This window comes from Streptomyces sp. NPDC040589 (assembly GCF_055594445.1).
The window spans coordinates 1,125,120-1,143,493 of the sequence record NZ_JBVIWP010000001.1 but is presented as its reverse complement, the minus strand read 5'-3'; the positions used below and the strand labels follow the sequence as shown (position 1 = coordinate 1,143,493).

General features: G+C 71.9%; 17 protein-coding genes and 1 pseudogene. 12 read left to right on the top strand and 6 right to left on the bottom strand.

Features of this window, described 5'->3' with window-relative positions; genetic code table 11:
* Positions 1-2: 2 nt before the first annotated feature.
* The gene (locus tag ACZ58V_RS05150; RefSeq protein ID WP_471288437.1) at positions 3-2,327 is read right to left on the bottom strand and encodes a beta-xylosidase/alpha-l-arabinosidase; all 2,325 of its coding nucleotides are present in this window, start codon (positions 2,325-2,327) and stop codon (positions 3-5) included.
* 163 nt (positions 2,328-2,490) lie between these two features.
* Here ACZ58V_RS05150 and ACZ58V_RS05145 point away from each other — a divergent pair, with 163 nt between their 5' ends.
* The 5 genes and pseudogenes from ACZ58V_RS05145 (at position 2,491) to ACZ58V_RS05125 (ending at position 7,214) form a co-directional block, all read left to right on the top strand.
* On the top strand, positions 2,491-3,570 hold the full coding sequence (locus ACZ58V_RS05145; protein ID WP_468187064.1) for a LacI family DNA-binding transcriptional regulator: 1,080 nt from the start codon (positions 2,491-2,493) through the stop codon (positions 3,568-3,570).
* A 263-nt stretch (positions 3,571-3,833) separates the two neighbouring features.
* A pseudogene (locus tag ACZ58V_RS05140) lies at positions 3,834-4,253 on the top strand (cellulose binding domain-containing protein); the annotation flags it as partial.
* A gap of 94 nt (positions 4,254-4,347) precedes the next feature.
* Positions 4,348-5,391: an LCP family protein gene (locus ACZ58V_RS05135; RefSeq protein WP_471288436.1), complete on the top strand. Its 1,044-nt coding sequence runs from the start codon at positions 4,348-4,350 to the stop codon at positions 5,389-5,391.
* A 141-nt stretch (positions 5,392-5,532) separates the two neighbouring features.
* Positions 5,533-5,889, top strand: a complete 357-nt coding sequence (locus tag ACZ58V_RS05130) for a YciI family protein (RefSeq protein ID WP_311127324.1) — start codon at positions 5,533-5,535, stop codon at positions 5,887-5,889.
* Between the two features lie 47 nt (positions 5,890-5,936).
* The gene (locus ACZ58V_RS05125) at positions 5,937-7,214 is read left to right on the top strand and encodes an RNA polymerase sigma factor (RefSeq protein WP_471288434.1); all 1,278 of its coding nucleotides are present in this window, start codon (positions 5,937-5,939) and stop codon (positions 7,212-7,214) included.
* 11 nt (positions 7,215-7,225) lie between these two features.
* On the opposite strand, the gene ACZ58V_RS05120 is transcribed toward ACZ58V_RS05125, so the two are convergent.
* Positions 7,226-8,389, bottom strand: a complete 1,164-nt coding sequence (locus ACZ58V_RS05120; protein ID WP_471288432.1) for a THUMP-like domain-containing protein — start codon at positions 8,387-8,389, stop codon at positions 7,226-7,228.
* 90 nt (positions 8,390-8,479) lie between these two features.
* Between ACZ58V_RS05120 and ACZ58V_RS05115 the strand changes: the two genes are divergently transcribed.
* From ACZ58V_RS05115 to groL, 4 genes are all read left to right on the top strand, one after another.
* Positions 8,480-9,403, top strand: a complete 924-nt coding sequence (locus tag ACZ58V_RS05115) for a polysaccharide deacetylase family protein (RefSeq protein WP_468187078.1) — start codon at positions 8,480-8,482, stop codon at positions 9,401-9,403.
* A complete protein-coding gene (locus ACZ58V_RS05110) occupies positions 9,400-10,131 on the top strand; it encodes a polysaccharide deacetylase family protein (protein WP_471288430.1) in 732 nt (243 codons plus the stop codon). The genes ACZ58V_RS05115 and ACZ58V_RS05110 overlap by 4 nt, the downstream gene beginning before the upstream one ends.
* A 345-nt stretch (positions 10,132-10,476) precedes the next feature.
* Positions 10,477-10,785 carry a co-chaperone GroES gene (gene groES, locus ACZ58V_RS05105; RefSeq protein ID WP_003974211.1) on the top strand — a complete coding sequence of 103 codons (309 nt, stop codon included), beginning with the start codon at positions 10,477-10,479 and terminating at the stop codon, positions 10,783-10,785.
* A gap of 121 nt (positions 10,786-10,906) precedes the next feature.
* Complete coding sequence (groL, locus tag ACZ58V_RS05100) at positions 10,907-12,532, top strand: chaperonin GroEL (protein ID WP_468187085.1); 1,626 nt, start codon at positions 10,907-10,909, stop codon at positions 12,530-12,532.
* Positions 12,533-12,606: 74 nt separating this feature from the next.
* Here the strand turns inward: groL and ACZ58V_RS05095 are convergent, their stop codons facing one another.
* The 3 genes from ACZ58V_RS05095 to ACZ58V_RS05085 all read right to left on the bottom strand — a co-directional run bounded on the left by ACZ58V_RS05095 (position 12,607) and on the right by ACZ58V_RS05085 (position 14,945).
* On the bottom strand, positions 12,607-13,314 hold the full coding sequence (locus ACZ58V_RS05095; protein WP_468187088.1) for an ester cyclase: 708 nt from the start codon (positions 13,312-13,314) through the stop codon (positions 12,607-12,609).
* 94 nt (positions 13,315-13,408) lie between these two features.
* Complete coding sequence (locus tag ACZ58V_RS05090) at positions 13,409-14,182, bottom strand: SDR family NAD(P)-dependent oxidoreductase (RefSeq protein ID WP_468187091.1); 774 nt, start codon at positions 14,180-14,182, stop codon at positions 13,409-13,411.
* A gap of 94 nt (positions 14,183-14,276) precedes the next feature.
* Complete coding sequence (locus ACZ58V_RS05085) at positions 14,277-14,945, bottom strand: MOSC domain-containing protein (RefSeq protein ID WP_471288428.1); 669 nt, start codon at positions 14,943-14,945, stop codon at positions 14,277-14,279.
* Between the two features lie 81 nt (positions 14,946-15,026).
* On the opposite strand from ACZ58V_RS05085, the gene ACZ58V_RS05080 reads away from it, so the two are divergent.
* Positions 15,027-15,923 carry a LysR family transcriptional regulator gene (locus ACZ58V_RS05080; RefSeq protein WP_468187097.1) on the top strand — a complete coding sequence of 299 codons (897 nt, stop codon included), beginning with the start codon at positions 15,027-15,029 and terminating at the stop codon, positions 15,921-15,923.
* Between the two features lie 47 nt (positions 15,924-15,970).
* Here ACZ58V_RS05080 and ACZ58V_RS05075 read toward each other — a convergent pair whose 3' ends face one another.
* Positions 15,971-16,300: a WhiB family transcriptional regulator gene (locus ACZ58V_RS05075; RefSeq protein WP_184591351.1), complete on the bottom strand. Its 330-nt coding sequence runs from the start codon at positions 16,298-16,300 to the stop codon at positions 15,971-15,973.
* A gap of 380 nt (positions 16,301-16,680) precedes the next feature.
* Between ACZ58V_RS05075 and ACZ58V_RS05070 the strand changes: the two genes are divergently transcribed.
* The gene (locus ACZ58V_RS05070) at positions 16,681-17,292 is read left to right on the top strand and encodes a response regulator transcription factor (RefSeq protein WP_003948568.1); all 612 of its coding nucleotides are present in this window, start codon (positions 16,681-16,683) and stop codon (positions 17,290-17,292) included.
* Positions 17,293-17,722: 430 nt separating this feature from the next.
* A complete protein-coding gene (locus tag ACZ58V_RS05065; RefSeq protein ID WP_382827644.1) occupies positions 17,723-18,310 on the top strand; it encodes a sigma-70 family RNA polymerase sigma factor in 588 nt (195 codons plus the stop codon).
* The last annotated feature ends 64 nt before the right edge of the window (positions 18,311-18,374 follow it).

Here is an 18,374-nt window from a genome sequence, read left to right as displayed (position 1 = left end):
GGTCAGCTCGGGTTCGGCGACACCTCCGTCTCGCAGCGCAGCCGCCGGTCGGTGCCGAGCACCCGGACCGGGCCCGTGAGGGTGAGGCGCGCGGTGTGCCGTACGTCCGCGCTCGATGCCGCCAGCCTCAGTTCCAGGGCGCCCGGCTCGACCACCCGCCGGCCCGCGCGGTCGGTGAAGGACGACAGGTCCGCGTGGAAGCGGAACGTGACCCGGGCCGTCTCGCCCGGGGCCGCCGCCACCCGCTGATAGCCGATCAGCCGCATGTCGGGGCGGGTCACGGACGCCACCGGGTCGTGCAGATACAGCTGCACGACCTCCGCGCCCTCGCGCTCGCCCGTGTTGCGGACGGTCACCGACACGTCGTACGAGCCGTCCGTGCCGATCTCGGCCGGCTCCGCGCCGCCCGTGCCGTCCTCCCAGGCGAACGTCGTGTACGAGCGGCCGTGGCCGAAGGCGTACAGCGGGGTCGGGTCCAGGTTGCTGACCTCGCCCGCGAGGCCCAGGGGCGGCTGGAGATACGTCCAGGGCTGGCCGCCGGGGACCTGCGGGACGCTCACGGGGAGATGGCCCGACGGGTTCACGCGGCCCGACAGCACGCCCGCGACCGCCGGGCCGCCCTCCTCCCCCGGGAAGAAGGCCTGGACGACGGCTCCCAGGCGCCCGTGCCAGCGGCCGAGGGCGTACGGCCGGCCGGTCAGCAGGACCAGGACCACCGGCACGCCGGTGGCGAGCAGCGCGTCCAGCAACTCGCCCTGGACGCCCGGCAGGCCGAGGTCCGTCGCGTCGCAGCCCTCGCCCGAGGTGCCGCGCCCGAACAGGCCCGCCCGGTCGCCGAGGACCGCCACGCACACGTCCGCCTCGGCGGTGCGGGCAATGGCCTCCTCGAAGCCCGCCGTGTCCGGTCCGGTGACGTCGCATCCTTGCGCGAACGTCACCTTGGCGTCGGGGAGTTCGGTGCGCAGGGCGTCGAGGACGGTCGGGATCTCGATGCCGGTCGGCACCTCGGGGTGGTGGGTGAGGACGTGGGACGGGAAGGAGTAGCAGCCCAGCATGGCCAGGGCGTCGGCCGCCCGGGGGCCGACCACCGCGATCCGGGTGTCGGGGGCCAGCGGGAGCAGGCCGTCGGGGTTGTCGAGCAGGACCACCGACTCCTCGGCCAGACGGCGGGCCAGGATCCGGTTGCCCGTGGAGTCCAGGTTCACCGCGGTGGTCGGCTCGGGGGTCCAGTCCTCGTCCAGCAGGCCCAGTTCGCACTTCTGGAGCAGGACGCGGCGGGCCGCGCGGTCCACGAGTTCCTCGGGCACCTGGCCCGACCGGACGGCGGCCGGCAGCGGATCGCCGTAGCACTTGAGGGTGGGCAGTTCGACGTCGATGCCGGCGGCGAGGGCCGCGTGGGCCGCCTCGGCCGGGGTGCCGGCGACGCGGTGCAGGGTCTGGAGGAAGCCGATGCCGAAGTAGTCGGCGACGACGGTGCCGGTGAAGCCCCACTCCTCGCGCAGGAGCCCGGTCAGCAGCTCGGGGTCCGCCGAGGCCGGGACACCGTCCCGCTCGGTGTAGGCGGCCATCACCGAGCGCGCCCCGCCCTCGCGCAGCGCCATCTCGAAGGGCGGGAGCGTGACGTCCGCGAACTCGCGGACACCGGCCCGAACCGGTGCCAGATTGCGGGCGCCCGCCGAGGACGCGTACCCGGCGAAGTGCTTGAGCGTGGCGACGACCCCGGCCGACTCCAGGCCCCGCACATAGGCCGAACCGACCGTGCCGACCAGGTACGGGTCCTCGCCGATGGTCTCCTCCACCCGGCCCCAGCGCGGATCGCGTACGACGTCCAGCACGGGCGCGAGGCCCTGGTGGACGCCGGCCGAGCGCAGGTCGTCGCCGATCCGGCGGGCCATCTCCTCGACCAGCGGGGGATCCCAGGTCGCGCCCCAGGCCAGCGGGACCGGGTAGGCCGTGGCCTGCCAGGCGGTGAAGCCGGCCAGGCACTCCTCGTGCGCGATCGCCGGGATGCCGAAGCGGCCGGCCTCGGTGATACGGCGCTGGGCGCGGGCCAGGGCGCGCACGCCGAGCGCCGGGTCCACGGGGGCGGTGCCGAAGGAGCGGGTGAGCTGGCCCAGGCCGCGCGTGATCAGCTCGTCCCATGCCTCGTCGGAGTAGTCGACGGTCATGTCGTGCTGGTGCGGAGCGACTCCGTCGCCGTCCGTCGAGGCGCCCACCCACACGCCGTACAGCTGGGCGGTCTTCTCCTCCAGGGTCATCCGAGAGAGCAGGTCGTCGACGCGGGCGGCGGCGGGCAGCGCGGGGTCACGCCAGGGCGCGGTGGTCATGAAGCTCCTGTCGGGTGGACGGACGGCCCTCTCACGAACGGTGCTGACGAGCGTTTCTCGCGAACGTATCTACGAATGTTTCGTTGTGCACTCCGAATGTTCCGGGAACCTATGGCGCCGCGAGGACTTCGTCAAGGGGGCCCGCAGGGTTACGATCGCCGCCATGACTTCCCCGGAGCCCGCTGAAAGCCGGCCGCAAACCCGGACGCAAGACCGGACGCAGGGGCGCACCGCGCAGACCGCGACGCTCGCCGAGATCGCCCGCGAGGCCGGTGTGTCGGCGCCGACTGTTTCGAAGGTCCTGAACGGCCGTGCCGATGTCGCCCCGGCCACCCGGGCGCGCGTCGAGGACCTGCTGCGCGCCCACGGCTACCGGCGCCGCCGCGCCGAGGCGACCCGCTCGCCCCTGATCGACCTGGTCTTCCACGAGCTGGAGAGCGCCTGGGCGATGGAGGTCATCCGGGGCGTGGAGAACGTGGCCCGGGACGCCGGGCTGAGCGTGGTGCTGTCGGAGAGCGCCGGGCGGCTCACCCCCGGGCGGACCTGGGCCGACCAGGTCGCCGCGCGCCGCCCGCACGGCGTCGTCCTCGTGCTGTCCGGGCTCGACGCGTCGCAGCGGGCGCTGCTGACCAGCCGCTCCATCCCGTTCGTGGTGATGGACCCGGCCGGCGACCCGGGCGCCGACGTGCCCTCGATCGGCGCGACCAACTGGCAGGGCGGTCTAGCGGCCACCCGGCACCTGGTCGAACTGGGGCACCGCAGGATCGGCGCGATCACCGGGCCCTCGCAGATGATGTGCAGCCGCGCCCGGGTCGACGGCTACCGGGCCGCCCTGGAGACGGCCGGGCTGCCGGTGGACCCCGAGCTGATCGCGGACGGCGACTTCCATCACGAGGCCGGCTACCGGCGGGGCCTGGAGCTGCTGCGCCGCCCGGACCGGCCGACCGCCGTCTTCGCCGGGAACGACCTCCAGGCGCTCGGGCTGTACGAGGCCGCGCGCGAACTGGGGCTGCGCATCCCCGAGGACCTGAGCGTGGTCGGGTTCGACGACCTGCCGGTGGCGCCCCTGGTCGGGCCGCCGCTGACGACCGTACGGCAGCCGCTGACGGAGATGGCGGAGGCGGCGGCCAAGCTGGTCCTCGACCTCGGCCGCGAGGAGGGCACCCCGGCGGCGACCCGGGTCGAGCTGGCGACGAGCCTGGTGGTGCGCAGCAGCACGGGGGAGCCCCCGGCCGGAAGCTGACGTATGGACGGGTGGGGCGGGTGTCTTGACGGGTGCGACCGGCTTATCCTTCACTCCTCCGAAGCCAATCGGTTACACCACCGAAACTTTCGGAGGCGCCCGCAATGAGAACCCTGAGATCGGGCTTGCTCACTTCCCTGCGGGCCGGCGCCGTGGCGGCCGGTTCCCTGCTGGTCGCGGCCCCCGCGGCACAGGCCGCCGACACCCCGCTGCGCGACCTCGCCGCCGCCAAGGGCAAGGTCATCGGCACGGCGGTCACCGGCTCCTGGATCCCGGACACCTTCCCCGGCCAGGGCGCGGCGACGCCGTACGACGAGAACTACAGCCCGAAACCGGCGTACCGCGCCCTCGCCCAGGCGCTCGGCGGCACGACGACCCCGCCCCCGACGGGCGTGTGCACGGCGACGTACAGCGTCACGAGCCAGTGGAACACGGGCTACACGGGCCAGGTGCGGATCGCCTGCTCGGGGGTCGCGCTGTCGTCGTGGAAGGCGAACTGGACGTTCGGTGCCGGGTGGCGGATCACGCAGGCCTGGAACGCGAGCTGCACCCAGTCGGGGGCGGCGGTCAGTTGTGTGAACGCCTCGCACAACGGTTCGGTGCCGGAAGGTGGTTCGGTGACGTTCGGGTTCAACGGCTCGTGGAGCGGGAGCAATCCGGTGCCGGTGGTGACACTGGGGTGAGAACGGGCCCGCCCGGCCCGCGAAGTCTGAGAATTTCCGAAGAAAAGGCGCGTCGAGGTCCCTGCCCGTAATAATTCGGACTTATGTTCCTGCCGTGACGGGACACGAGGCGAACGGGGACGAGAGCAGAGGCACGGGCCGGCGGTCGATCGCGCTGCGCACCGCCGGCCTCACCCTGACGGCCCTGCTGATGCTGGCCGCCGCGGCGGCGGGCTGGGCCTACTGGCATCTCGACAGCAACATCAAGAGCGTCGACATCGACAACGCGCTGGGCGACAACCGCCCGCCGAGGCCGGTGGCCACACCGTCGCCCTCGGCGTCCGCCCTGCCCAGCGGGGCGCTCAACATCCTGGTCCTGGGCTCGGACTCGCGCGGCGGCGAGGAGAACCAGAGGCTCGGCGGCGGCGACAGCTCGGGTGCCCGCTCCGACACGGCGATGGTCGTCCACCTCGACGCCGGGCGGACCAGCGCGACGGTGGTGAGCATTCCGCGCGACACCCTGGTCACCCGCCCGTCCTGCCCGCGCTCGTCCGGCGGTTCGACGGCGGTGGCCTCCAACTCCATGTTCAACAGCGCGTACGCGGTGGGCGGTCCGGTCTGCGCCGTGAAGACGGCCGAGTCGCTCACCGGCGTCCGCATGGACCACTACATCGAGATCGACTTCTCCGGCTTCGCGACGCTCGTGGACGCGCTCGGCGGCGTCACCGTCACCACCGAGGAGGACATCACCGACGACCACAGCCGTCTGCACCTGAAAGCCGGCACCCACCACCTGGACGGCACCCGGGCCCTCGCCCTGGCCCGCACCCGGCACGGCATCGGCGACGGCAGCGACCTCGGCCGCATCGGCCTCCAGCAGACGCTGGTGAAGGCACTGCTGGAACAGATCACCGCACAGAACCTGCTCACCGACCCGGCGAAGCTGTACCGGGTCGCGGACGCGGTGACCGCCGGCCTCACCACCGACACCGGCCTGGACTCCCTGACCGACCTGACCCGGCTCGGACAGAGCCTGCGGGGCCTGTCGGCGAGCGAGGCGCGGACGGTGACGATGCCGGTGGTGCGGGCGCCGTCGGACCCCAACCGGGTGGTGGCCGAGGAGCCGGAGGCGGAGAAGCTGTGGGAGTCGCTGCGCTGACCTGCGGAAACGCGGCCCGGAAAGGTATCCGGAAAAAAATCTCGAAGAAACGCGGCGACCGTGTCGATCCCGGGCTCTCCCGATCGACGCAGGGGTGAGAGCGGGAACAGACACCGCTCCGGAGACCCCCGAGGAGTCACCATGCCGCGCTTTCTCACCCTGATCCGCATCGACGAGAAGAACGCCCCCGCCGAGGGCCCGAGCCCCGAACTCATGGAGCGGATGGGCACGCTCCTGGAGGAGATCACCAAGGCCGGGGTCATGCTCGACACCGCCGGGCTCACCCCGACCTCCGACGGCAGCCGGGTGACCTGGGAGGGCGGGCGGCTGTCCGTCACCGACGGGCCGTTCACCGAGTCCAAGGAGGTCATCGGCGGCTACTCGATCAGCCAGTGCAAGGACAAGGCCGAGGCGATCGAGTGGGCCAAGCGGTTCCTGTCCGTGCACGAGGACTACTGGACGATCACGGCCGAGGTCCGGCAGATCACCGAGGACTGACCGGATCTGCTTGGCCGGGTGCCGCCGAGGGTGTCTGATGGTGGGCTGTGACAGCGCAGCCCACCCCGGACCCGAGCGGCGCCGGCACGGCCATCGAAACGGTCTTCCGCATCGAGTCGCCCCGCATCATCGCGGGCGTCACCCGGGTCGTCCGGGACGTCGGCATCGCCGAGGAACTCGCGCAGGACGCCCTGGTCGCCGCGCTGGAGCAGTGGCCGCGGGACGGCGTGCCCGACAACCCGGGCGCCTGGCTCATGACCACCGCCCGCAACCGCGCCGTCGACCTGGTCCGCCGCCGGGAGAACTACGCCCGCAAGCTGGCGGAGATCGGCCGCGACCTGTCGACCGTGTCTCCTCCGGAGGAGCCCGCGGTCCTCCGGCACCCGGACGACATCGACGACGACCTGCTGCGCCTGGTCTTCACCGCCTGTCACCCGGTGCTGTCCACCGAGGCCCGCACCGCCCTCACCCTGCGCCTCCTAGGCGGCCTCACCACGGCCGAGATCGCCCGCGCCTTCCTGGTCCCCGAGGCGACCGTCGCCCAGCGCATCGTGCGCGCGAAACGCACCCTGGCGACGCGGAACATCGCCTTCGAGGTGCCCTACGGCCCCGACCGCGAGGCCCGTCTCGGCTCCGTCCTCGACGTCATCTACCTCATCTTCAACGAGGGCTACGCCGCCACGGCCGGCGACGACTGGCTCCGCCCGTCCCTGTGCGAGGACGCCCTGCGGCTGGCCCGGGTGCTCTCGTCCCTCATGCCGAAGGAACCCGAGGTCCACGGCCTGACCGCGCTCCTGGAGTTCCAGGCGTCCCGCACGGCGGTCCGTACCGGCCCCTCCGGCGAACCCGTCCTCCTCAAGGACCAGAACCGCGCCCGCTGGAACCGCATGCTCATCGCCCGCGGCGTCGCCGCGCTGGGCAGGGCCGAGGCCACCTCCTCCGGCGCCCCCGGCCCGTACCTCCTGCAGGCCGCCATCGCCGCCTGCCACGCGCACGCCTACACCTACGAGGAGACCGACTGGCCGCGCATCGCCGTCCTGTACCGCCTCCTGGCCGCCCGCTCGCCCTCCCCGGTCGTGGAACTCAACCGCGCGGTGGCGGTCTCCATGGCCGAGGGCCCGTCCCAGGCCCTGCCCCTCGTCGACGCCCTGACCGACGACCCCGCCCTGCGCGACTACCACCTGCTCCCCAGCGTCCGGGCCGACCTTCTCTCCCGACTGGGCCGTACGGCGGAGGCCCGGGCCGAGTTCGAACGGGCGGCGTCGCTGACGCGGAACGAACGGGAACGGGAGTTGCTGCTGCGCCGGGCGGCGGAACAGTCCTGACGGTGTCCCGGCTACGCGGGGTGCCCGATGAGCATCGCCGGTGCCCCCGCCACCCGGGTCAGGAACACCGTGGCCGCGTGCGGGCCCTGCGGCTTGACCTTCTTGCGGAGTTCCTCCGGCTCGACGGCCGAACCCCGTTTCTTGACGGTGAGGGTGCCGACCTGACGCTCCCTCAGCAGGGCCTTCAGCTTCTTGACGTTGAAGGGGAGATGGTCGGTGATCTCGTAGGCGGTGGCGTACGGGTTCGGGTGCAGGGCGTCGGCCGTGACGTACGCGATGGTCGCGTCGAGCAGGCCGCCGTCGACCCGGTCGGCCACTTCGGAGACCAGATGGGCCCGGATGACGGCGCCGTCGGGCTCGTACAGATAGCGGCCGGGCGGGCGGACCTCCGGGTCGGGCAGACCGCGCGAGAGCAGGGTGCGGGGGCCCGGCAGCAGGGTGGCCCGTACCGCCCCCGGCTCGGTGCCGAACCACAGCACCGCCTCCTTCACGTCCCCGCCGTCGGAGATCCACTCGGCCTCGGCGTCCTCGGGCACCGCCTCGTGCGGGATGCCGGGGGCGATCTTCAGCGCGGCGGCGCGAGGGGCCCGGCGGGCGGCCGACACCGCCCAGGACAGGGGCGGTGAGTAGGCCTCGGGGTCGAAGATCCGGCCCCGGCCGCCGCGCCGGGCCGGGTCGACGAAGACGGCGTCGTACCCCGCCGTGTCCACCTCCGTGACATCGGCCTCCCGCACCTCGATCAGGCCGGCAAGACCCAGCGCGTCGGCGTTCGCCCGCGCCGCCGCGGCCGTCAGCGGGTCCCGGTCCACGGCCAAGACCCGGATCCCGGCGCGGGCCAGCGCGATCGCGTCCCCGCCGATGCCGGAGCACAGGTCGGCGACGGAGGTGATCCCCAGGTCCGTCATCCGCCGGGCGCGATACGCCGCCACACTCGCCCGGGTCGACTGCTCCACCCCGTTCGGCGTGAAGAACATCCGCCCCGCGTCCTCGGCCCCGAACTTCACCGCCGCCCGCTGCCGCAGCCGCGCCTGGCCCAGCGCCGCCGACACCAGCTCGGCGGGGTGCTCCCGGCGCAGCCGCGTCGCCACGGCCAGCTCCCGCGCCGGGTCGGTGTCCCGCACCTCGTCGAGGAGGGCGCGGCCTTCAGGGGTGAGGAGGAGGGCGAGATCGTTCACCGGATCATTGTGGGCCAGTCGGTGGACGGCATGCCGTCGGCCGCGGTGTCGGGGCGGGTTCGCACCGGCCGGCTGCGAGGATCCGGCATCATGCGAGCAGTCGTACAAAATGACAAAAGGCGGGCGACTGGCGGCGTCCGTATCGGCCTCGTCGTGCTCGCCCTCGTTGCCATCGCCTCGGGCTGCGCGCAGGCGGACGGCGGCCAGGTCGCCCCGGCCGGCGGTCAGCAGCCCCTCGAGGCGCCCCCGGCCCGCGCGCTCGACTCCTACGCCACCAAGCTGCGCGCCGCGCACGCCGCCCGCATCGCCGCGGCGCACCGCTGGGGGCTGAGGAGAGTCCCGCTGGCGGCCCCGCCGGCTCCCGAGAGGAAGCCCAGGATCAAGACCCGCAAGGGCTTCGAGGTGGACGGCCACCGGGAGCTGGATCTGCCGCCCGTCTTCACCACGATCCCCACCCGGGACAAGGTCGTCTTCCTCACCATCGACGACGGCGCCGAGAAGGACCCGGCGTTCCTGCGGATGATGAGCGACCTGGACGTCCCGTACACCGCCTTCCTCAGCGGCTACCTGGTGAAGGACGACGACCGCTACTTCCGGCAGATGCAGGCCAGGGGCGCGGTCCTGAACAACCACACCCTCTGGCACCGCTACATGCCGGGCCTGTCCTACCGCGCGCAGCGGCGCGAGATCTGCGGCATGCAGCGCTTCATCGAGATGCGCTACGGCACCCGCCCCACCCTCTTCCGCCCGCCCTTCGGCAGCTACGACAAGGCGACCCTGCGCGCCGCCAAGGCCTGCGGCATCGAGTACGCCCCCCTCTGGAACGCGGAGGTCTTCGCCGACCACTGGGAGTACCGCGAGGCGGACCGGAGGCTGCGCCCGGGCGACATCGTCCTCAGCCACTTCCGGGGCCGCGAGCAGTGGAAGGGCGCGATGCCCGACATGGTCCGCCGCTTCCTGAACAAGGTCACGACCGAGGGATACGCGGTGGGGCGGCTGGAGGACTACCTGTGAGGCGGCTGCCGACGGCCGCGGCGCTCTGTGCGGGCGTGGTCCTGCTGGCCGGGTGCGCCGGGGCGGCGGGGGAGCGGGCGGGAGCGGACGGCCGGGGCCAGGACCCGACACGCGCGACCGGCCCTCTCGCGCGTCCGGCGCGCCTGCCGCCCGTCGTGGACCGGGTCCGCACCCGGGACCCGGTCGTCTTCCTGACCTACGACGACGGCGCCGAACGCGACCCCCGCTTCTCCGGCCTCGTCCGCGAACGGCGGCTCCCGGTCACCCTGTTCCTCACGGACAGCGTCGCGGGCCCCGGATACGGCCATCTGGCCCGGCTGCGCGCGGTCGGCGCGTCCCTCCAGAACCACACCCTCGACCACCCGGCCCTGCGCGGCCTGCCCTACGCCGGCCAGCGCGCCGAGATCTGCGGCCAGCAGCACAAACTCCGCTCCCGCTTCGGTATCCGCCCCCACCTCTTCCGCCCGCCCTACGGCACGTACGACACGACGACCCTGCGCGCCGCCGCCGACTGCGGCAGCACGGCGGTCGTCCTCTGGCGGGCGTCCCTGTCCGCCGACGGCGAACTGGCGTACTCCCACGGCGAGCCGCGCCTTGGCCCCGGCGACATCATCTCCGTGCCATCGGCCGAGACGGAGTCCCTGTCGCCGACGGAACGGACCGTGCGGCTGCTGGGCGAGATCGAGGGGCGGGGGCTGCGGGTGGGGCGGCTGGAGGACTACCTCTGACTCCCGACGCGGCCCGGCTGGGACACCCAGTCCGTCCGGCGCTTGAGGACGAGGCCGTTCGGGCCGATGCGGGGGCCTGGGGGCGGCAGCCCCCGGAGGGCCAGGACACTCACGCCGAGCACCTGTCCGGACGTACGCCGACACCAGAACCCGGCCGACGCGCCGCAGGCAATTAGCAGTCCGCTTGACCGAGTGCTAATCGCGGTCATAGTCTCGGCTCTGGCACTCCCCACTGGAGAGTGCCAACACAGCGACGGGCAGGTCCGGCACCCGCGACGACGGATCGACCTGGTCGCCACCTCAGACAGTTAACCCCGTGAGATCTCCGAAGGGGGAGGTCGGATCGTGACGACCACCAGCTCCAAGGTTGCCATCAAGCCGCTCGAGGACCGCATTGTGGTCCAGCCGCTCGACGCCGAGCAGACCACCGCCTCTGGCCTGGTCATCCCGGACACCGCCAAGGAGAAGCCCCAGGAGGGCGTCGTCCTGGCCGTGGGCCCGGGCCGCTTCGAGGACGGTAACCGTCTTCCGCTCGACGTCTCCGTCGGCGATGTCGTGCTCTACAGCAAGTACGGCGGCACCGAGGTGAAGTACAACGGCGAGGAGTACCTCGTCCTCTCGGCTCGCGACGTGCTCGCGATCGTCGAGAAGTAATTCACCCGGCATTACCAGCATTGCAGTGAACTGCGCCCCTGGCCCCCGCGACCTTATGAAGCCGGGCGTCGGGGGCGCAGTTCGTTTCACCCACGTTTTCCGAGAGGGCTGAACCGCTCCCATGGCGAAGATCCTGAAGTTCGACGAGGACGCCCGTCGCGCCCTCGAGCGCGGCGTCAACAAGCTTGCCGACACGGTCAAGGTGACGATCGGCCCCAAGGGCCGCAACGTCGTCATCGACAAGAAGTTCGGCGCCCCCACCATCACCAACGACGGTGTGACCATCGCCCGCGAGGTCGAGGTCGAGGACCCGTACGAGAACCTCGGTGCCCAGCTGGTCAAGGAGGTGGCGACCAAGACCAACGACATCGCGGGTGACGGTACGACCACCGCGACCGTGCTCGCCCAGGCGCTCGTGCGCGAGGGCCTGAAGAACGTCGCCGCCGGTGCCTCCCCGGCCGCCCTGAAGAAGGGCATCGACGCCGCGGTCAAGGCCGTGTCCGAGGAGCTCCTCGCGACCGCCCGCCCGATCGACGAGAAGTCCGACATCGCCGCCGTCGCCGGTCTGTCCGCCCAGGACCAGCAGGTCGGCGAGCTCATCGCCGAGGCGATGGACAAGGTCGGCAAGGACGGTGTCATCACCGTCGAGGAGTCCAACACCTTCGGTCTGGAGCTGGACTTCACCGAGGGCATGGCCTTCGACAAGGGCTACCTGTCGCCGTACTTCGTGACGGACCAGGAGCGCATGGAAGCCGTCCTGGACGACCCGTACGTCCTCATCACGCAGGGCAAGATCTCCGCCATCGCGGACCTGCTGCCGCTGCTGGAGAAGGTCATCCAGGCCAACGCCTCCAAGCCGCTGCTGATCATCGCCGAGGACGTCGACGGCGAGGCGCTGTCCACCCTCGTGGTGAACAAGATCCGCGGCACCTTCAACGCCGTCGCGGTGAAGGCCCCCGGCTTCGGCGACCGCCGCAAGGCGATGCTGCAGGACCTCGCGGTCCTCACCGGCGCCACGGTCGTCTCCGAGGAGGTCGGCCTCAAGCTCGACCAGGTCGGCCTGGACGTCCTCGGCTCCGCCCGCCGCATCACCGTCACCAAGGACGACACCACGGTCGTCGACGGCGCCGGCAACAAGGACGACGTGCAGGGCCGCGTCGCCCAGATCAAGGCCGAGATCGAGTCCACCGACTCCGACTGGGACCGCGAGAAGCTCCAGGAGCGCCTCGCGAAGCTGGCCGGCGGCGTGTGCGTCATCCGCGTGGGTGCCGCCACCGAGGTGGAGCTCAAGGAGCGCAAGCACCGTCTGGAGGACGCCATCTCCGCGACCCGCGCCGCGGTCGAGGAGGGCATCGTCTCCGGTGGCGGTTCCGCGCTCGTCCACGCCGTGAAGGTCCTCGAGGGCAACCTCGGCAAGACCGGCGACGAGGCCACCGGTGTCGCCGTCGTCCGCAAGGCCGCCGTCGAGCCGCTGCGCTGGATCGCCGAGAACGCCGGCCTGGAGGGCTACGTCATCACCTCCAAGGTCGCCGAGCTCGACAAGGGCCAGGGCTTCAACGCCGCCACCGGCGAGTACGGCGACCTGGTCAAGGCCGGCGTCATCGACCCGGTCAAGGTCACCCGCTCCGCCCTGGAGAACGCCGCCTCCATCGCCTCCCTCCTCCTCACGACCGAGACCCTGGTCGTCGAGAAGAAGGAAGAGGAGGAGCCGGCCGCCGGGGGCCACGGCCACGGCCACTCCCACTGAGGCACCGACCTCGTAGCAGAAGCCCCCGTTCCGCCCAGGCGGAACGGGGGCTTCTCCCGTAGGTCTCGCGCCGGTCACAGCTCCAGCGGATCGAGCGCCCCGAGCTGCTGCATCAGCCCCAGCCGGTCGTACTCCCACCAGCCCTCGGCGATCTTCCCGTCCGGCGTGCACCGGTGGACGACCGTCCCGGTCATGGTGACGTCCTTCCCCGTCGGCGGAATCCCGAGGAAGTCGCCCTTGTGGTGCCCCTTCCAGGTCCACCGGGTGCACACCCGGTCGCCCTGGGCGATCTGGTCCTCGACCGTGAACGAGAAGTCGAAGCCGCCCCGCCACATCTCCACCTCGCGCCGCACCGCGTCCAGCCCGATGACGTCCTGCACATTGGCGGGATCGTGGTCGTGGTAGTCCTCGATGAACACGTCGTTGAACGGGGGCGCCGCACCCTGCCCGGGCGCCTGCTCGAAGAACCTGCGCGCGGTGGCCGCGTACAGCTGCTCGTCCCGCACCACGTCAAGATCCGTGAACGTCGGCGTCTCGTCGCAGAGCGCCACCATCTCCTGGAAGATCCGTCCGGTCTCCGGAAGCCCGGAGTTCCTCATCGCCTCCTCGTACGACGGAAACTCCACGATCTCGACGACGTGCGACGCGTCGGCCCGGTCCTTCGCCACCACACTGTGCGACGCGGTCCGCTTCCCCTTGGTCTGCTCGACCCACCTGTCCATCAGCCGGTTCATCTCGTCGAGCCGACTGGTCCTGCATTCGATGAGCTGTACGAAGGTCATGGCCTCGCCTCCGGGATCGCTGGGGCCGGCTGGGCAGCTCCATTCTCCCAAGCGGGCCGCCCGGATGCCTCCCGGCGCTTCGCGACCGAAGCCGCTACTGCGGCCCGTACTTCCGCCCCGTCCTGGACGAAACCGCCCCGAGCATCCCTCTGGGCACCAGCTTCGCCGCGCCCATCAGCGCCTTGTACCGCGGGTCCGGGATCGACAGCGTCTTGCCCCGGGCCAGGTCGTGCAGCGCCGCCGCCACCAGCTTGTCCGCGTCGAGCCACATCCAGCCCGGGATGTTGTCCGTGCCCATGCCGGCCCGGTCGTGGAACTCCGTGCGCACGAAACCAGGGCAGAGCGCCATCAGCCGTACGCCGCTGCCGGCCAGGTCACGCGCCGCGCCCTGCGTGAACTGCACGACCCAGGCCTTGGACGCGCCGTAGGTGCCCCGCGGAACGAACGCGGCGACCGACGCGACATTGACGACACCGCCCCGGCCGCGCGCCCGCATGCCCTCGGTCGCCGCCGACGTCAGCCGCAGTACCGCCTCGCAGTGCACCTTGAGCATCCGCAGCTCATCGGCCATGGAGACATCGAGATAGCGGCCCTTGTTGCCGAATCCGGCGTTGTTGACCAGGAGGTCGACGGGGTTCTTGCGGTCGCCCAGCCGGTCGGCCACCGCCTCGATGCCCTTGTCCTGCGCCAGGTCGGCCGTCAGTACCTCCGCCTCGATGCCGTGCCCGTCGTGCAGCTCGGTCGCCTGTTCCCTGAGCCGCTTGGTGTCGCGGGCCACCAGCACCAGGTTGTGCCCGTCGGACGCCAGTCGCCGCGCGAACGCGGCCCCGATGCCTGCCGTCGATCCCGTAATCAGAGCCGTTGTCATGGCAGAAGGTTAGTGACCCGGAGTGGGTGCGTCCGCTTCCGGACGGGGCCTTGGCCGGTGAAGGGTCGGTGGAGACCGCCGCGGTGAGCCGCCGTCAGGCCCCGTACTTCTCCACGTACTCCCGCGCCTCCCGCAGCACCTCCGGGTGCAGCGCCTCGCCCGCCGCCAGCAGCCGCGGCAGCAGCGTCCGCTCGGTGGTGACCGCCCGGAACTGCAGGGCCACCGTCACGTCGTGGTCCGGCCGGTGCACGATCTCGACGACGTCGCCCGCGCGAATCGCGCCGGGCTCGATCACCCGCAGATACGCCCCCGGCGCGCCCCGCCGGGTGAACCGCTTCACCCAGCCCTTCTCCTCCAGATGGCCCTGGAACGTGCGGCACGGGATCCGCCCGGAGGTGATCTCCAGGACGACCTCGGGCCCGATGCGCCAGCGCTCGCCGATCCGCGCGCCGGACACGTCCAGCCCCTGGGTCGTGAGGTTCTCGCCGAACGCCCCGTCGGCCAGCGTCCGGCCCAGCTCGCGCTCCCACTCGTCCAGGTCCTCGCGCGCCATCGCGTACACCGCCTGGTCGTCGCCGCCGTGGTGCTCCAGCTTGCACACCGCGTCCCCGGCCAGCCCGCTCCCGCCGATGCCCTTGGGCCCGGGCGCCGACACCCGCACGGACCCGTCCACCGGCCGCTTGTCGATCCCGGTCACGCCCTCCGGGTTGTCCGTGTACGGCACAGCCTTGGCACGGCCCAGATTCACAGACAGAAGCTTCATGCACCGCACGGTAAGGGACCGGACCCCAAAGCGTCGACGCATTATTCGCATCGGCGTCAAAGGGTCGCTTATTCTCGAAGGGTGATCGAAGCTCGTCATCTCCGCGTACTGCGCGCCGTCGCCGCCACCGGTTCCTTCTCCGCCGCGGGACGGGAACTGGGCTGCACACAGCCCGCCGTCAGCCAGCAGATGAAGGCCCTGGAAACCTCCGTCGGCACCCCCCTGCTCATCCGCACCGGGCGCGAGATGCGCCTGACCCAGGCCGGTGAGGCGCTGGTGCGGCACGCCGCCGGGATCCTCGCCGGGCTCACGGCCGCGGAGGAGGAGATCGCCGCCATCGCCGGGCTGCGCGCGGGACGGGTCCGGCTCGTCTCCTTCCCCAGCGGCAGCTCCACGCTGGTGCCGACGGCCCTCGCCGCGCTGCGCGCGGCACATCCCGGCACCCGCGTCTCCCTGGAGGAGGCCGAACCGCCCGCATCGGTCGGCCTGCTGCGCGAGGGCGACTGCGACGTGGCGCTCGCCTTCCGCTACGAGGGAGCGGCGGGCGCGGAGGAGTGGGACGACCTCGTCGTACGGCCGCTGCTTTCGGACCGGCTCGTCGCCCTCGTGCCGGAGCGGCACCGGCTCGCGGGCGCGCGGTCCGTCGCCATCGGCGAGCTCGCGCAGGAGCCGTGGATCGCGGGCTGCCCGCGCTGTCGAGGTCAGTTGGTCGAGGTGTGCGCGGCGGCCGGCTTCACGCCTCGCATCGACTTCGCCACCGACGACTATCCGGCGGTGGTCGGCCTGGTCGGCGCCGGACTGGGCGTGGCCGTGCTGCCGCAGCTGGCCGTCGAGTCGGTACGGCCCCGGGGTGTACGCACCGTGACGCTGGAACCGGCGGTACGGCGGGAGATCGTCGCGCTCACCCTGCCCGACCTCGCACAGGTCCCGGCGGTGTCGGCGACGCTCGACCAGCTGGCGCGGGCGGCCGTCCGCTAGCGAAAACCAAGGGCACGCGTGCGCGTGCCATCCGCAGAAACGTTATTTCAATGGTGCGAGGCGGTATGCCCGCCAGGTGCCGACGCCGACACCAGCCGGTTGCGCGCCCGCCCCATGAGCTCTTCGCGCTCGTCCTCGGTCAGCCCGCCCCACACGCCGTACGGCTCACGCACCGCCAGCGCGTGAGCGGCGCACTCGGCGCGTACCGGGCACCTCATGCAGACCTCTTTGGCCGAGTTCTCGCGAGCACTCCGAGCCGCACCGCGCTCGCCCTCCGGATGGAAGAAGAGCGAGCTGTCCACCCCGCGGCAGGCGGCCAGCAGCTGCCAGTCCCACAGGTCCGCGTTCGGTCCGGGAAGGCGGGAGAAATCTGCCATTACGTGACCCCTTGTAGCCGTTTTGGGCGGATCCGGTGTCTACGACCGTACAACTACGATCTAAGGAGATGAAAATATGACTCATTGCGAATCTAGCTCCAGACACTGGCAAAGCGGAAGAAATGGGTCTGAATGGGGCATAGGTTGTGATGAAAGTTCGTGGGTCTGCTGCGCATGTCTGCACCGTGTCCGCCCCCTCACGTAGAGTGCCGAAGATGACAGCCGACCCCGTAACTCTTTCGAGTGACCGTCGTTGAGAGGGCGAGGCGGTTGAAGGAACAAGCGCTCGGACGGGTGTCCGAGACGGTCGACCGCACAGGTGACGATTCCGTACCAGCCTGGAGGCTCAAGGTGACGTGCATCAGCTGCGGAGGGCGGTCATGACTTCCGTCCTCGTCTGCGACGACTCCCCGCTTGCCCGAGAGGCGCTCCGTCGCGCGGTCGCGACCGTGCCCGGCGTAGAGCGCGTGACGACGGCGGCCAACGGCGAGGAAGTCCTCCGCCGCTGGGGGGCCGACCGCTCGGACCTGATTCTGATGGACGTGCGCATGCCCGGTCTGGGCGGCGTCGAGACGGTCCGGCGGCTGCTGTCCGCCGACCCCGGCGCGCGCATCATCATGCTCACCGTCGCCGAGGACCTGGACGGCGTGGCCCTCGCGGTCGCCGCCGGTGCCCGCGGCTATCTGCACAAGGACGCCTCCCGCGCCGAGCTGCGCGCGACGGTGACGCAGGCCCTGGCCGACCCGACCTGGCGGCTCGCCCCGCGCCGGCTGCGCTCGGCCGAGATGGGCGCCGCGCCCACGCTCACGGCGCGTGAGATCCAGGTCCTCGAAGGCATGAGCCACGGCCGCTCGAACGCGGAGATCGGCCGCGAGCTGTTCCTCTCCGAGGACACCGTCAAGACCCACGCCCGGCGCCTGTTCAAGAAGCTCGGCGCCTCGGACCGGGCCCACGCCGTGGCGCTCGGCTTCCGGTGGGGCCTGGTGCGCTAGGACCTGTCCTTCGGATCGGGCCGGCTTCGGCGCGAGGCACCCGGCGCGGGCCGGGGAGCGGGGGCATGCGGATGCCCCCGCGCGGGCCGTACGCACGGGTGCGAGGGTTCGGCGGGGTGCCTGCGAGGCCGCCCGGCCCCGGGACGATCCGAACGGCAGGTCCTGAGGGCGGCCGCGCGTGTGGCGGTGGTCGCAGTGGGGGCGCGAAAAGGCAGGTGGGCGGGGTCGGACCGGGTGTCCGCCGGGTGCCCGCTGCTTGTTTCGCCGCGGATGCCGCATCCTTGAGGGTGTGGAGTTCCTCGGGGACGAGTCGGTCGAGCGGAAGGGGAGGGCGCAGGGGATGAGTGCCGGCGCACCTGCTCATAACGCTTCGGTGCACAACAACGGGCGCGGTGCCGCGGACCCAACGGCCGCAAGGCACCATGGACCGATGCGCGACGACGAGGCGGTCAATGCCCAAGGGGCGATCGGCGCGCTCGTCCACCGCGCCGTCGACGGGGACGAGCAGGCCACGCACGATCTGCTCGCCCATGTCCACCCCCTGGCGCTGCGCTACTGCCGCACCCGCCTGTCCCGTCTCCCGGGCGACGCCCGGCACTTCGTGGAGGACCTCGCCCAGGAGGTGTGCGTGGCGGTGCTCCTCGCACTGCCCCGCTACCGGGACACCGGGCGTCCCTTCGAGGCGTTCGTCTTCGCCATCGCCGCCCACAAGGTCGCCGACCTGCAGCGCGCGGCGATGCGCCACCCCGGCTCGACGGCCATCCCCTCCGACGAGATGCCCGAGCGCCCCGACGACTCCCTGGGACCGGAGGAACGCGCCCTGCTGAGCAGTGACGCGGCATGGGCCAAGAAACTCCTGGCCAACCTGCCCGAGAACCAGCGGGAGCTGTTGCTGCTGCGCATCGCGGTGGGGCTCACGGCCGAGGAGACGGGCCAGATGTTGGGAATGTCACCCGGCGCCGTCCGGGTGGCGCAGCACCGGGCGCTGAGCCGGCTGCGGGCGCTCGCCGAGCAGTAGCCCTTCAGCAGCCCTTGGTTGAACAGGCGGTGCGCGGCTTCCGTACGAACATACGAAGCCCCGA